Source organism: Undibacterium sp. GW821-FHT11H02 (genome assembly GCF_058808015.1).
The window spans coordinates 52,033-66,352 of sequence record NZ_JBXARG010000012.1 but is presented as its reverse complement, the minus strand read 5'-3'; the positions used below and the strand labels follow the sequence as shown (position 1 = coordinate 66,352).

General features: G+C 45.9%; 13 protein-coding genes. 5 read left to right on the top strand and 8 right to left on the bottom strand.

Translation table 11 applies throughout. The features are described 5' to 3' along the window. Positions 1-2 precede the first annotated feature (2 nt). The 5 genes from phoU to pstS form a co-directional block, all read right to left on the bottom strand. Positions 3-719, bottom strand: coding sequence for a phosphate signaling complex protein PhoU (phoU, locus tag AC1RR2_RS13165; protein WP_493222718.1), 717 nt, complete (start codon positions 717-719; stop codon positions 3-5). A gap of 73 nt (positions 720-792) precedes the next feature. Then, positions 793-1,581: a phosphate ABC transporter ATP-binding protein PstB gene (gene pstB, locus AC1RR2_RS13160; protein ID WP_493222717.1), complete on the bottom strand. Its 789-nt coding sequence runs from the start codon at positions 1,579-1,581 to the stop codon at positions 793-795. A gap of 16 nt (positions 1,582-1,597) precedes the next feature. Further along, on the bottom strand, positions 1,598-2,470 hold the full coding sequence (gene pstA / locus AC1RR2_RS13155; RefSeq protein ID WP_493222716.1) for a phosphate ABC transporter permease PstA: 873 nt from the start codon (positions 2,468-2,470) through the stop codon (positions 1,598-1,600). Further along, positions 2,467-3,435 (bottom strand): phosphate ABC transporter permease subunit PstC, encoded by a 969-nt coding sequence (gene pstC / locus AC1RR2_RS13150; protein ID WP_493222810.1) that lies wholly within the window; start codon positions 3,433-3,435, stop codon positions 2,467-2,469. The genes pstA and pstC overlap by 4 nt, the downstream gene beginning before the upstream one ends. Before the next feature lie 141 nt (positions 3,436-3,576). Next, positions 3,577-4,620 carry a phosphate ABC transporter substrate-binding protein PstS gene (gene pstS, locus AC1RR2_RS13145; protein ID WP_493222715.1) on the bottom strand — a complete coding sequence of 348 codons (1,044 nt, stop codon included), beginning with the start codon at positions 4,618-4,620 and terminating at the stop codon, positions 3,577-3,579. 419 nt (positions 4,621-5,039) lie between these two features. On the opposite strand from pstS, the gene ppk1 reads away from it, so the two are divergent. Beyond that, the gene (ppk1, locus tag AC1RR2_RS13140; protein ID WP_493222809.1) at positions 5,040-7,121 is read left to right on the top strand and encodes a polyphosphate kinase 1; all 2,082 of its coding nucleotides are present in this window, start codon (positions 5,040-5,042) and stop codon (positions 7,119-7,121) included. Positions 7,122-7,134: 13 nt separating this feature from the next. Next, a complete protein-coding gene (locus AC1RR2_RS13135) occupies positions 7,135-7,617 on the top strand; it encodes a SixA phosphatase family protein (RefSeq protein ID WP_493222714.1) in 483 nt (160 codons plus the stop codon). 5 nt (positions 7,618-7,622) lie between these two features. Here AC1RR2_RS13135 and AC1RR2_RS13130 read toward each other — a convergent pair whose 3' ends face one another. Together AC1RR2_RS13130 and AC1RR2_RS13125 are read right to left on the bottom strand one after the other, a co-directional pair. Then, on the bottom strand, positions 7,623-8,474 hold the full coding sequence (locus tag AC1RR2_RS13130; protein WP_493222713.1) for a UDP-2,3-diacylglucosamine diphosphatase: 852 nt from the start codon (positions 8,472-8,474) through the stop codon (positions 7,623-7,625). Further along, entirely contained in the window at positions 8,471-9,238 is a 768-nt protein-coding gene (locus tag AC1RR2_RS13125; RefSeq protein ID WP_493222712.1) for a GNAT family N-acetyltransferase, read from the bottom strand. The genes AC1RR2_RS13130 and AC1RR2_RS13125 overlap by 4 nt, the downstream gene beginning before the upstream one ends. A gap of 246 nt (positions 9,239-9,484) precedes the next feature. On the opposite strand from AC1RR2_RS13125, the gene AC1RR2_RS13120 reads away from it, so the two are divergent. Next, positions 9,485-10,165: a MarC family protein gene (locus AC1RR2_RS13120; protein WP_493222711.1), complete on the top strand. Its 681-nt coding sequence runs from the start codon at positions 9,485-9,487 to the stop codon at positions 10,163-10,165. Between the two features lie 272 nt (positions 10,166-10,437). Here the strand turns inward: AC1RR2_RS13120 and AC1RR2_RS13115 are convergent, their stop codons facing one another. Further along, entirely contained in the window at positions 10,438-10,749 is a 312-nt protein-coding gene (locus tag AC1RR2_RS13115; protein ID WP_493222710.1) for a hypothetical protein, read from the bottom strand. A gap of 282 nt (positions 10,750-11,031) precedes the next feature. Between AC1RR2_RS13115 and AC1RR2_RS13110 the strand changes: the two genes are divergently transcribed. Together AC1RR2_RS13110 and tsaD are read left to right on the top strand one after the other, a co-directional pair. Then, positions 11,032-13,161 carry a bifunctional diguanylate cyclase/phosphodiesterase gene (locus tag AC1RR2_RS13110; protein WP_493222709.1) on the top strand — a complete coding sequence of 710 codons (2,130 nt, stop codon included), beginning with the start codon at positions 11,032-11,034 and terminating at the stop codon, positions 13,159-13,161. Positions 13,162-13,261: 100 nt separating this feature from the next. After that, positions 13,262-14,302, top strand: coding sequence for a tRNA (adenosine(37)-N6)-threonylcarbamoyltransferase complex transferase subunit TsaD (gene tsaD / locus AC1RR2_RS13105; protein WP_493222708.1), 1,041 nt, complete (start codon positions 13,262-13,264; stop codon positions 14,300-14,302). Positions 14,303-14,320: the final 18 nt, after the last annotated feature.

The following is a 14,320-nucleotide window of genomic DNA, read 5'->3' as shown; positions in this document are numbered from 1 at the left end:
GACTATTCTTGATTAATATTTTTCAATTCATTCGCTACATAATCAGAATGACGGATGTCGCGACCTTCAACGATATAGATAGTGTGTTCCGCAATATTTTTTGCGTGATCACCGATACGCTCTATCGCTTTCGCTACCCATAAGGCATCCAAGGCGGTAGAAATCGTGCTTGGATCTTCCATCATGAAGGTAATGAGATTGCGCATAATTGAGCGAAAGTCATTATCGATGGTATCGTCAAAGGCGATCAATTGCACTGCCTTCGCGTCATCCAGACGAGCAAATGCGTCTAAGGATTGATGCAACATTTGTTCTACATTGTTTGCCAATACGCGCACAGTTTCATAGCCACTAAACATAGGGTTGCTACGATTTTTGCTCAGCATACTCTGTGCGATACGTGCAATCTTCGTCGATTCGTCACCTATGCGTTCCAGATCCGTAATGACCTTGCCGGTAGCCATCACGGTGCGTAAATCATTTGCGGCCGGTTGACGTTTTACAATCAAGTGACTGCACATATCGTCCAACATCACTTCCTGACGATTGACTTCTTCGTCCGACTTTACGACACTCGCTGCATGCGTTTCATTACCGGTACGGTAGCACGTCATCGCATCTTGAAAATGTGTTTCAACCAAACCGCCCATGGTCAATACCTGAGAACGGATTGCTTCTAAATCGTGGTTATATTGCGATGATGAATGTTCGCCTGTCATTACTTACTCCTGAATTCGTATAGATAATCTGCGTCAAATTTGAGTGACTGATAGCGCATGCAGAGCCAAAAAACTAACCAAATCGACCGGTAATGTAGTCTTGAGTCTCTTTGCGCACGGGGTTCATAAAAATATTATCGGTCTCGCCAAACTCCACCAATTCACCCAAATACATATACGCAGTAAAATCAGAACAACGTGCCGCCTGTTGCATATTGTGGGTAACGATAGCGATCGTATAATCTTCTTTCAGCTCATTGATTAATTCTTCAATTTTGACGGTAGAAATCGGATCAAGTGCTGAGGTCGGCTCATCTAACAACAATACTTCTGGTTTGACCGAGACACCGCGCGCGATACACAAACGCTGTTGTTGACCGCCGGACAAGCTTAAACCGCTGCTATTGAGCTTATCTTTCACTTCATTCCAAAGTGCGGCCTTCTTCAACGACCATTCCACCCGTTCATCCATCTCGCCTTTGGACAGTTTTTCATACAAACGCACACCAAACGCGATGTTGTCATACACCGACATAGGAAACGGTGTTGGCTTTTGAAACACCATGCCGACCTTAGCACGCAATAAATTAATGTCTTGTCCTGGAGATAAAATATTACGGCCGTTGTAGATGATTTCTCCTTCCGCCTTTTGACCAGGATACAAATCATACATACGGTTAAAAGTACGCAACAAAGTCGACTTACCACATCCAGAAGGTCCGATAAACGCAGTAACTTTTTTGTCGTAGACCTTTAAATTTACATTCTGCAGGCTACGGTTAGATCCATAGAAAAAATTGAGATCTTTGGTTTCGATACAGGCTTTCGGCTCAGCGGCCACTGGTTTTGTAATTGGAATCATGATCTTAAGCTCTAAATTATTTATGCACTTTTTGTGCGAATACAGTACGTGACAGAATATTTAATGCCAATACGCTGAAGGTCACCAACAACGCGCCTGTCCAAGCTAGACCACGCCAATTTTCGTAAGGACTCATAGCAAAATTGTAGATCACCACCGGCAGGTTCGCCATCGGCTTATTCATGTCGGTATTAATGAACTGGTTGTTCAAGGCAGTGAAAAGTAATGGTGCTGTTTCGCCTGAGATACGAGCTACCGCTAGCAATACGCCAGTCAAAATTCCTGCCTTTACCGCTTTAACACGAATGAATAGAGCGACTTTCCACCGCGGAGCACCGAGCGCAAACGCGGCCTCACGCAAACTAGTCGGAACTAATCCCAGCATGTTGTCAGTCGTTCTTACCACCACTGGGATCGCAATCAATGAAATAGCAAATGATCCAGCCCAACCAGAGAAATGATTAATCTTTGCAACATAGACCGCATACACAAACAGACCAATCACGACAGAAGGTGCGGACAGCATAATGTCGGTCACGAAACGAGTTACATCACTGAACCAGTTTTTTTCTCCGTATTCGGCGAGATAGATTCCCGCCAAAATTCCAATTGGCGTACTGATCAAGGTTGCGACACCAACCATCATAAGGCTACCTAATATCGCATTGGCCAATCCACCGCCCTCTTCGCCAGGCGGTGGCGTGGTTTGCGTAAATACAGCCCAATCCAATGAACCTACCCCCTTAAAAACTAAGGTGGCCAAGATCCACATCAAAAAGAAAACACCCAAGGCCATCGCAGCTGTTGAGAATAAAATCCCAATCCTGTGTTTCAGCAAGCGCGACTTATAGACAGGATTTAATGCTTCACTATTTGTGGCTAAAGTCATTTCACACCTTCTCTTCTTGTCATGCTCAACAACAGTAACTTTGCTGATGCCAACACCACAAACGTAATCACAAACAAAATCAACCCAAGCAAAAATAAAGACGCCACGTGCAATTCGGATTCTGCTTCCGCAAATTCATTTGCCAAGCTAGAGGCGATACTATTACCACCACCGAACAACGACCAATGCAATTTGTGCGCATTCCCGATCACGAAAGTAATCGCCATCGTTTCACCGAGTGCGCGTCCTAAGCCGAGCATGACACCACCGATCACACCAGCTCTGGTGTAAGGCAATACGATTTTGCGAACGACTTCCCAACGGGTACACCCCAATCCATATGCGGATTCTTTCAACACAGGAGGTACGATCTCAAACACATCACGCATCACAGAAGCGATAAATGGAATAATCATAATGCCAAGAACAATGCCTGCCGTCAGTACGCCAATACCAATCATAGAACCTGAAAACAAAACACCTATTACAGGCAATTTACCTAAAGTATTCGCGAGTAGTGGCTGCCCCCATGCGCTAAAAAACGGTGCAAAAATAAATAGCCCCCACATACCATAAATGATACTGGGAACACCTGCCAATAACTCCACCGCTGTACCCAAGGGGCGCTTTAGCCAAGTTGGGCAAATTTCGGTCAAAAATAAAGCGATACCAAAACTTATCGGAAATGCGATCAACAGCGCAATCGCCGAAGTTACCAAAGTTCCGAAGATAGCAATCAAGCCACCGTATTTATCGTTAATCGGATCCCACTCTATCGTCGTGATAAAGGCAAATCCAAATTCTTTCATTGCAGGTAGGGCGCCGAGAAACAACGATACGACGATACCCACCAACACCACCAAAACCAATAGCGCAAAACTAAAGGTGAGTTTATGAAACAGAAAATCTTGCATCTTCTGTTTGCGCATAGCCGAGCCATGCTGAGTTATTGGCGTATTTGTCATCACTTGACTGACTTCCTGTTTTTCAATCCCACTGACTGAGAATGAAGAATTCATCGCTGGAGTAGACATTTTTAATGGCTTTATGTGCAGACATCCCAACAAAAGTTGGGATGTCTATTTTTCTTGAACTACGAGACTTGATTAATACAAAGCTTTACCTGCTGCGTCTTTCAAATTCGCTTTCCAGCTAGCTTGAATCAGTTTAACAACATCCGCTGGCAATGGAACATATTCCAATTCCGTTGCCATCGCTGCGCCGTTTGTAAATGCCCAGTCAAAAAACTTAACAACTTCTTGCGTATTTGCAGCGTTCGCCGGCACTTTATGCAACAAAATGAAAGTGGCACCGCTGATAGGCCAAGCCGCTTTACCAGCCTGGTTTGTCAAAATCACGCCCATACCTGGAGTTTTTGCCCAGTCTGCACCAGAAGCTGCAGCTTTAAAGTTAGCATCATCAGGTTGTACGAATTGACCGTCCAAGTTCTTGACTTGAGTATGGATCATTTTGTTACGTTTAACATAAGCATACTCAACGTAACCAATTGAACCTTTAATACGCTGTACGTTCGCTGCCACGCCTTCATTGCCCTTACCACCTAAGCCAACAGGCCATTTCACTGCCGTACCAGAACTCACAGTCGATTTAAATTCTGGGCTTACTTTAGACAAGTAATCAGTCCAGATAAATGTCGTACCAGAACCGTCAGAACGATGTACAACAGTAATGTCTTCCGCTGGCAATTTCACGCCTGGGTTGATTGCAGCGATTTCTGCCGCATTCCACTTAGTTATCGTACCCATGTAGATTTTTGCCAAAACTTCACCAGTCATTTTCAACTGACCTGGAGTTATGCCTTCCAGATTCACTACGGGTACAACTCCACCAATCACTGCTGGAAATTGCATCATGCCATCAGCATTCAGCTCTTCTCCCTTCAATGGCGCATCTGTCGCGCCGAAATCTACCGTCTTTGCTTTGATTTGTTTAATACCACCACCAGAACCGATGGATTGATAGTTGATAGTATTTCCCGTTGCTTTTTTGTAAGCATCTGCCCATTTTGCATAAATTGGGTAAGGGAAAGTCGCGCCAGCGCCAGTCACTTCAGCAGCATGCACAGATGAAAAGGCCATCACAGCACTCGCTGCAATCACTAAAGACTTAACAATACGATTAAATTGCATATTTACCTCGTTTAATTGGGAAAGAATCCTGTATGTCGGTGCCAGCACATTGATCTTGTCGCTCGAACGAATCACTGGCCTAAAACAACACGAATCGAACTGTACAAGGCAAATATGACAGGATTATGACGCAAATCACGCGTCTATGAAATATTTCAAATTTGGTGATTTTCTTGTCATAAACTTGTCACAATAGCTAACTACAATCCTTGGGAAGCACTGCCACAAAAGTATCCTTGCACCTTTACCACTCATAGAAACACTACAGAGATACAGAACCAATGATGAATCGCGATGTCACAAATGATAAGATCATAAACACCGAAAACGCCGCGACCAAGCAAAACAACACGGCGGCACCGATTCCTACAGCGACGACTATGCATAACAAGCCAAGCAGTGACAGTGAATCAGCTTTGATGGCAACTTGGGGCTTGCCGCGCTCTGCGATTTATCTAGACCGCGAGATGTCACAAATCGCGTTTAATTGGCGAGTATTGGCGCAGGCTGAAGATAAAAGCATTCCTTTGTTAGAACGTTTGAAATACTTGTGTATAGTCGGCAGCAATCTCGATGAATTCTTTGAAGTCCGCGTCGCAAGTCTGCTGGCGCAAAACACGATAGATGGGCAATTGGCACAACATGCCGCCTTTGCCAGCATGATGGATCGCATCGATAAAGAATGCCACGAGCTCGAAACCCGCCAATATCAAGTATTAAATCAAGACATCCTGCCTGCCTTGTCACGCAAGGGCATACATTTACTAAGACATAACGACAGAACCGAAACGCAAAGAGCCTGGGTCAAATCTTATTTTGACCGTGAAGTACGACCGCTACTAACCCCTATCGGTCTAGATCCAGCACATCCTTTTCCACAAGTCGTCAATAAGAGTCTCAATTTCATTGTCTCCTTAGCTGGTAAAGACGCCTTTGGTCGCGGCACCGCGATTGCGATTGTAAAAGCACCGCGCGTATTACCCCGCGTCATAAAAATTCCTGACGAATTGACTGAAAAAGGACAGGCATACTGCCTGCTATCGTCGGTCATTCATGCCCACATCGGTGACTTATTTAACGATAGAGAAGTCTTAGCCTATTCTCAATTCCGTGTCACTCGCGATAGTGACTTGTGGGTAGATGAAGACGAAGTAAAAAACTTGCGCCATGCTTTACAAGGTGAGCTGCAAGGCCGGCAGTTTGGGATGGCAGTTCGTCTTGAAGTCGCTAAAAATTGTCCTGAAACTTTATCGCAATTTTTACTTGAGCAGTTTTCACTCACCAAGGACCGATTGTATGCAGTTGATGGCCCCGTCAATATGGTGCGTTTATCTGAATTGATCGATCACGTTAATCAGGCCAATCTGCGCTTTCCCGTTTTTACCGCGAAAGCAGATCCTAAGCTGGCACAGAAAAATATTTTTGATGTATTGAACAAGCAAGACGTCTTGTTGCACCACCCTTTTCAGCCATTCCAAACCGTTATCGACTTTATCCGCACGGCATCGCTAGATCCGAATGTGCTAGCGATTAAGCAAACGATTTATCGCACTGGAATGAATTCCGATTTAATGGAGTCCCTGATCACCGCGGCGCGCATGGGTAAAGAAGTGACGGTGGTGGTCGAACTGATGGCGCGCTTTGATGAAGAAGCGAATATTAACTGGGCCGATCGTTTGCAAAGAGCGGGCGCACAAGTCGTGTATGGTGTGGTTGGCCTCAAAACGCATGCCAAACTGGCACTTGTGATCCGTCGTGAAGAAGGTGGTCATCTGCGTCACTATGCACATTTAGGTACCGGCAATTATCATCCATCGACGACACGCTTTTACACCGATTTTGGTTTACTCACCGCGCATCCTAAAAAGGCAGCGGAGGTCAATGAAGTCTTTATCCATTTAACGGGTTTAACTAAACCCAAAAAATTAGAACATCTGTGGTTAGCGCCCTTTTTCTTACAGCCTAAGATCATCAAAGCGATTCGAAATGAAGCACGCATCGCTCGTGAAGGCCGTCCTGGCCGCATCATCGCCAAGATGAATGCTCTGGTCGATGAATCGGTTATTCGAGCACTGTATGCCGCCTCTGCGGATGGCGTCAAGATTGATCTGATCGTACGCGGCGCCTGCACCTTGCGCCCTGGCGTACCTGGTTTGTCCGAGAATATCAAAGTGCGCTCCATCATAGGTCGCTTCTTAGAGCATTCACGCATCTATTATTTCCGCAATGATTTGGAACACGATGTGTATCTCGCCAGTGCCGATTGGATGAGTCGCAATTTATTCCGCCGCATTGAAGTCGCCTTCCCGGTTTTAGAAAAACATCTAAAGAAACGCATTATCAGCGAAGGGCTTGATCCCTACCTGAAAGACAATATGAATGCCTGGACCTTAGATTCCAATGGAAAATACGAGCGTAAAAAAGCGCGTGGTAAACAAAAGGCGTTTAGCGCACAACAGTTTCTCATGCAAACTTTAGGATCGCCAGAAGCTGACGACTAAATAGAAAACTGATATGGATCTGATTTTATGGCGTCACGCAGAAGCGGAACCCGGTAGCGAAGAGTTGGCCGATGCCTTACGTCGCCTGACGCCCAAAGGTCAAAAACAAGCGCAGAAAATGGCCTCATGGCTAGATAGTGTTTTACCAGATAATTGCAGAATCTTAGTCAGTCCGGCGATACGCACACGCGAAACCATGGCGGCGTTAGCCAAACTGAACCGTAAGTTCAAAATTACACCAGAAATAGATACCGCTGCCAGTGCCGATGATTTACTCAATGCAGCGAACTGGCCACATTCGCGTGAATCCGTGCTACTCATAGGACATCAACCTAGCTTAGGCGAAGTCGCTGCCAAACTCATCACGCCCGTACAAAGCGAGTGTGCGGTCCGCAAAGGCAATGTTTGGTGGATCACGCAGAAAGAACGCGATGGCGAAGGTCTGCGTACGTATTTGAAGGCGATTATGTCGCCTGACTTAGTAATTAAGTCTTAAATCGCTTAGGTTGATAACGCAAACGTCTCCGCTAGTTCGTGGCGACCGTGCTGAGGCACCACATCATGCCAGGTAACGAGTCTTAACCCACCGTCCGCTTCCTCAATCAACGCCGACAAACTCTCAACCCAATCACCATCATTGCAATAGGTAATGCCATCAATCTGACGGATTTCTGGTTTATGAATATGGCCGCAAATGACACCATCCAAACCACGCTTGCGCGCCTCGTCGGCTAAAGCATCTTCGAACTTCGTGATGTAACTGACTGCATTCTTTACCTTGAGTTTCAGATATTGCGATAATGACCAATAGGGTAAGCCCGCACGTGCTCGCCAGTGATTGAATATTTGATTAAATTTCAGGATGACGGTGTACATACTATCGCCCAAATACGCCAACCACTTGGCACAAGCAATCACACCATCAAAACGATCACCATGCAAAACCAGCATGCGCTTGCCATCCGCTGTGGTGTGTATCAATTCATCGCGAACTTTTATGCCACCAAAATCTAGCTCGATAAATTGACGCGCCGCCTCATCATGATTACCTGGAACGAAGATGACATTGGTGCCCTTCTTCGCTTTCTTTAATACGGTTTGGATTACATTATTATGGGTTTGATCCCAGTACCAGCGGCGCTTGAGTTGCCAGCCATCGATAATGTCACCCACCAAGTACAGAGTCTCAGAATCAGTCGCTTTCAAAAATTCCAGCAAGCGTTTGGCTTGGCAACCCGAAGTACCAAGATGCAGATCAGAAATCCAGATAGTCCGAAAACGTCGCACATCTCTTTTAGGTACTTTGAAACGTGTAGGCATTTTATGTTCTAGAAACTGATCCGCAGGTTTCATTCAGGTGCTCCCTCGGTACCGTAATGCTTGGCGTAGCGGTTGTCCAGATTCGCCAGCGGTAGCATCACGAACAAGTCCGCGCTATGGAAATCAGGATCCCAGGCCGGTTCGCCGCAAATCCATGCACCGGCACGCAAGTAACCACGCAGCAAAGGCGGAATCCGCGCCTCATGTCCTTCATCCATATTTTCTAAGGGAAAAGGCAAATGGGGCGTCACGCGGTAATCGAGTGGAGCAAAATCATTAGCCGTAAAATTGCGATAAATGGCCGCCGCATTATGACCACCATCAGCCAGGCTGATGCTGGCGCAACCGATCAAATATTCACAACGTTCACGACGCATGTAGGCAGCTAATCCCGCCCATAACAACATAATCACCGCGCCACTGCGATAATCGGGATGGATGCAAGCACGACCTGCCTCCGCAATACTGCCGCGAATATTTTGCAAGCGCGATAAGTCAAATTCGCCTTCAGAATAATAACGTCCCATTTGGCGCGCGGCATTCGGTCCGAGAATTCGATAAGTACCAACGACTTTCAAGGTTTTCGTATCACGTACGATCAAGTGATCGCAATGATCGTCAAATTCATCTTTATCCAAACAGTCGGGATTGGCTAATGCCGATAGCCCCATCGCCTCAATAAAGACTTTGTAACGTAAGCGCTGTACCTCTTTCACTTCTTTCTTACTAGCCGCAAGACTCAGGCTCAATTTAGAAAAACTGGGATTGGCATCGCCAGGTATGGTCAACACTCTCATGCGGGTTCTCCTTTATTCAACTTATATGCATTTAGCAAGCAGAATAAAGAGGGAATACTTCAAGATTGTGACAGTTGCATGTCTGTTTTATGACATCGTTAGCGATTGTCACATAAGTCGCAAATCACTTTGACTCAAGGTGAATCCTTGGCACATCAGAGCAAATCTGAAACACCGCTATTTAGTTTGTGACGTAGCCGTTCAAATATTGCATAATCACAAGATTCAATTATTACAGGAGGCAAAATGAGTATTGCACTAACCGTGTTCATCAAAGCCCTCGTCGTGGTACCGGTAACTTTATTACCGATACTCAATCCTATCGCCGTTGCGCCTATTTTCTTGTCAATGACAGGTCCCATGGATCAAGTCATGGCCAACCGGCTGGCCAAGCGTATTGCATTCAATTGCTTCTTCTTACTGATGGGTGCGGTCTTTGTTGGTTCGTATGTGCTCGATTTCTTCGGAATTTCTTTACCAATAGTCCGTGTCGCCGGCGGCATCGTCGTGGGCATGGCTGGTTGGAAATTATTGAACGATCAGGGGCAAGATAAATTAAGAACTTCTGTCGCGGCATCTGCCGACAAATGGACCAAGGAAGAATTGCGCAAGCACAGTTTTTTTCCGTTTAGCTTTCCATTGACGGTAGGTCCAGGTGCCATTGCCACTTCAATTACTTTGGGTGCGCAATTGCCGGCCAAGCCTGTGGATTGGTTAATCACTGGTCTGGCTGCAACCATCGGTGTTTTACTCACCACCTTTGCGATCTATTTATCCTACCGTTTTGCACGTAACCTCGAGAGTTTCCTCGGTGAAGTAGGTGCCACGGTGTTAATGCGTTTATCTGCCTTCATACTTTTATGTATAGGCATAGAAATCGGCTGGACCGGGTTTGCTGAATTGCTTGAAGATTTAAAAATGCGTTAATCAGAAATTTTCCGTTAGGATTTGAGATGACGAGGGATGCACTTTTCGAGGCAATTTTGGTGAGAATGAGGCGCCAATAGCGAGCTATTGGCAACGAAGAGCAACAAAAATGACCGGAAATGCGCCCTCGGCGCGCCTATTGGAAAATCTCGGTTAATACCACCAACGGCGCATTCGCATTAAAAAACGGCTGCATTCTATTATTGGAATGCAGCCGCTTTTTTTTACATAAACTACAAAACTACGCAAGGATATTCGTGCAAGGACGCTTTTTATCCCGCCGCAGATTCTGTATTCGAATCTAACAACATCAATGCATGTTCGACCGAGGTCGATTCATCGCCAATTTTGCTCTTCCAGGCTTTGACAAAATAGATGCGTTCAAATTCAGTTGGTGCTGCATGCCAGATCACCATGAGTGTGCCTTTGTGATCATGAATTTTTGCCAGTTTAGTAATGCATTCAGTATTACCATCGGCATCTGCCAAGGCGATGGCATATCCATAGACACGATTCAATCGTTCGATGCGATCTGGTTCAGTTTCGCTATGGGTGGCAGAGATTTTGGCGTGATCTAAAAACATAGACAGACTCCCGACAGTAGTAGATTGAAGAAATTCATTTTAGCTGATAGCCAGAGATTAAAGTCAAACTTCCTCTAAACTTAGTTCAAACCCATGCAAATTTGCAGCGCTGTTGCGCCACTGATCCAGGATTCAGCGCTACTTACAACGTTCAATATAGAGAAACAAGATTTCACTTTAAGTAGATGCCATATTTAGCTAAATTATCTAAAAAAGGGCTAAGATATTGTTTGAGCTGTCCACCATTTTTTACCTGATGCTCACACCATACTTTGGAAATTTATGAATGAAGCGTACCACATCGCTATTGAACGGATACTGCCACGCAGAATCAGCTACCGTTTAGCGCTCAGCTATCTCTTAATTCTTTGTCTGTTCATTCTGGTTGTTATCAAGACCGTGGCACAAGTGCAACACGTCACTCAACGCAGTCAACAATTCGCCAGAGAAGACTTACAAAAACTATTACAAGTGCAGAATCTTGCCTTGGATATCGAAGGCTCGACCAGCGCGCTGGTCTTAATTTTCAGCACTACGCAAGATAAACGCAAGCCCGCCTACGACGCCGTCGATGCCAAGAAAAAACACATAGACGAATTGATTCTAGCCTTAACCAATGAGTCCAAAGACGAAATCGAACTGGCCTGTCTGGAAAGAGTGGCTAGTACCCATCAAGAATTCCGTCAATCGTATTTGAATTTATTTGATGAAATCGAACTCGATAATCCCGATAGTGCAAAAAAAGTTTTTGAAGACCAAGTGGCACCGGCACGCCAGGCCTTTTTAACTGAAAGCAACGCTTTATTAGATTTGGAAAAACGGAATATCATGCTGCGTCAAGAGGAAGAAAAGAAAGACCTTGACCAGCTCAAATTACAAGTGATTGCCATCTCTGTCCTTGCTGTGCTGTGCGGCCTAGGACTGGCATTCATCACCCAGAGCAGCGTCGTGCGGCCACTCAATGATTTGGAACAAAGCGCCTTACAAATCGCCGCAGGTAATTATGACAGCAAAGTACCTCTGACACGTGCTACTGAAATTGCGCAAGTAGGCACCGCCCTCAACACCATGTCCGATGCGATCGCCACCCGCGAAGCGGAAATCGAACAACTGGCGTACTACGATCAACTTAGTCACTTACCGAATCGCACACTACTTTTAAAATCTTTCGCACACACTGACCTCTCCAACCGGGCCATGATTTTGATGGACGTGGCCCGACTAAAAATCGTCAACGAGACTTTAGGCTTTGGCATAGGTGATAACGTCATCGTCGAAACCAGCAATCGCCTGCAACAAGCACTGCGCGACTATCCCGATGGCAGCCTCTATTTGGCAAAATTTTCGGGAGGGCAGTTCGCCTTACTTTGTTCAAGTACAAGCACGCAAACGATTACCGAATTAGTCGTGCAAATTATTAGCCATCTCAATCATCACTTAAGTACGCCTATTATTAGCAATACCCTCAGCGGCAGCCATAGCGTCGATGTCAGCATGGTATACGGTATCGCTTTAGCGAACGCTGAAACCCAAAATCTCAATAGTTTGATACGCAATGCCGAAGTTGCTTTGTATGCCGCAAAAGCCAATACCCAAATCAGCGCCTGGTACTCCGATGCACAAGAAGCCTCACGCTTAAGTCATCTCAGCCTGCTATCCGATTTGCGCTCGGCTTTAGTCAATCATGAATTACAAATGTGGTTACAGCCCAAAGTTCGCTTGAGCGACATGAATTGCTACGGATTTGAAGCACTGGTACGTTGGCAACATCCCCAGCGTGGTTTCATCTCACCGATAGAATTTGTGCCATTTGCAGAACGCACTGGCTATATCAGCCATGTCACCGAATGGATGCTGCAAGAAGCGGTACAAACCCTAGCGAACTGGCAAACGACTTATCCAGAACTAAGTATCGCAGTCAATGTCAGCACCAATGATCTGCGCGATCAACACTTTCCCGAAAGAGTCAGCAAACTGCTACAACAACATCAAGTTCATCCAAGCCGTTTGAAACTAGAACTCACAGAGAGCGGTATTATGGAAGACCCGAGTAGCGCCATCCCCTTGCTGCGTAGCCTGCGCGATACTGGCATTGGTTTATCGATTGACGACTTTGGCACTGGTCATTCATCGCTCGCCTATCTGCAACAATTACCGGTCACGGAATTGAAAATTGATCGCAGCTTCGTGATCAACATTGATCAATTATCGTCCACTCAACGTCTGGTCAAAACCATCATAGAAATGGGGCATGGGCTCAATTTACATGTGATCGCCGAAGGCATAGAAACGCAGGCTGAACGTGACACTTTGATAGATCTGGGATGCGACGCCATGCAAGGCTATTTTGCCAGCAAGCCCTTGTATGGTGCAGCATTGCAAAACTGGCTGGGAACTTCCAAGTTAGTTTGATTTTTGCCGCATTCGTAATCGCTTATAATGTCGCCCTCTTCAATGACTCGTCTTTAAGTCATTTTGCTCTATTATCATAAATTAAATAAAAAGCTCAAGCATGATCGTTCTCGGCATTGAATCCTCCTGCGATGAAACCGGTATTGCACTCTACGATACCGAGCGCGGCTTGTTGTCACACGCCCTACACTCACAAATCGCCATGCATCAAGAATATGGCGGCGTCGTACCCGAGTTGGCATCGCGTGATCATGTACGTCGTGCCCTACCGCTGCTGAGTGAAGCCTTAGAGAGAGCACAAATCAATAAAACCTCGATTGATGCCATCGCCTACACCCAAGGTCCAGGTTTGGCTGGCGCGCTTTTAGTCGGTGCCTCCGTAGCCTGCGGCTTAGGTTTAGCATTGGACAAACCCATCATAGGCATACATCACCTGGAAGGCCATTTACTCTCACCGCTATTGGCAAGTCAGCCGCCAGAATTTCCCTTTATCGCTTTACTGGTCTCCGGCGGACATACGCAATTAATGCGAGTTGATGGCGTGGGTCGCTATGAATTATTGGGCGAAACGCTGGATGATGCGGCAGGCGAGGCATTCGATAAATCAGCCAAATTATTAGGACTTGATTATCCTGGCGGCCCTGCGATTTCCAAACTTGCGACAGCAGGTGATCCGGCGATACACCTATTTCCGCGCCCCATGCTGCATTCCAAAGATTTAAATTTCAGCTTTTCTGGTTTAAAAACGGCCGTGCTCACCGCTGTCAAAAAATATCCTCAAGCATTAAATGACAGTGACAAAGCCAATGTCGCGCGCGGTTTTGTTGATGCAATTATTGAGGTACTGCTTGCTAAATGTCTGACTGCGATGAAACAAACCGGATTAAAACGATTAGTGATCGCTGGTGGCGTCGGAGCCAATCAACAATTGCGAGCAGCACTTAACGCCGCAGCCAACTCGTCCAATCCCAAAAAACGATTTCAAGTGTATTACCCAGAACTAGAATTTTGCACAGATAATGGTGCAATGATCGCTTTCGCCGGTGCGATGCGCTTAAAGAATAATCCTGAATTAGCGACGAAAAACTATAGCTTCAATGTGCGACCGCGCTGGCCTTTGAATGAATTGGCGGCAGCCTAATCGTCACAATGAAGCAAA

Coding starts and splice junctions, on each gene's coding strand:
- ppk1 (WP_493222809.1), top strand. CDS start 5,040: ATGGCAACTTGGGGCTTGCCGCGCTCTGCGATTTATCTAGACCGCGAG.
- AC1RR2_RS13120 (WP_493222711.1), top strand. CDS start 9,485: ATGAGTATTGCACTAACCGTGTTCATCAAAGCCCTCGTCGTGGTACCG.
- AC1RR2_RS13115 (WP_493222710.1), bottom strand. CDS start 10,749: ATGTTTTTAGATCACGCCAAAATCTCTGCCACCCATAGCGAAACTGAA.
- pstA (WP_493222716.1), bottom strand. CDS start 2,470: ATGACTTTAGCCACAAATAGTGAAGCATTAAATCCTGTCTATAAGTCG.
- AC1RR2_RS13135 (WP_493222714.1), top strand. CDS start 7,135: ATGGATCTGATTTTATGGCGTCACGCAGAAGCGGAACCCGGTAGCGAA.
- AC1RR2_RS13110 (WP_493222709.1), top strand. CDS start 11,032: ATGAATGAAGCGTACCACATCGCTATTGAACGGATACTGCCACGCAGA.
- tsaD (WP_493222708.1), top strand. CDS start 13,262: ATGATCGTTCTCGGCATTGAATCCTCCTGCGATGAAACCGGTATTGCA.
- pstS (WP_493222715.1), bottom strand. CDS start 4,620: ATGCAATTTAATCGTATTGTTAAGTCTTTAGTGATTGCAGCGAGTGCT.
- pstB (WP_493222717.1), bottom strand. CDS start 1,581: ATGATTCCAATTACAAAACCAGTGGCCGCTGAGCCGAAAGCCTGTATC.
- pstC (WP_493222810.1), bottom strand. CDS start 3,435: ATGACAAATACGCCAATAACTCAGCATGGCTCGGCTATGCGCAAACAG.
- AC1RR2_RS13125 (WP_493222712.1), bottom strand. CDS start 9,238: ATGAGAGTGTTGACCATACCTGGCGATGCCAATCCCAGTTTTTCTAAA.
- phoU (WP_493222718.1), bottom strand. CDS start 719: ATGACAGGCGAACATTCATCATCGCAATATAACCACGATTTAGAAGCA.
- AC1RR2_RS13130 (WP_493222713.1), bottom strand. CDS start 8,474: ATGAAACCTGCGGATCAGTTTCTAGAACATAAAATGCCTACACGTTTC.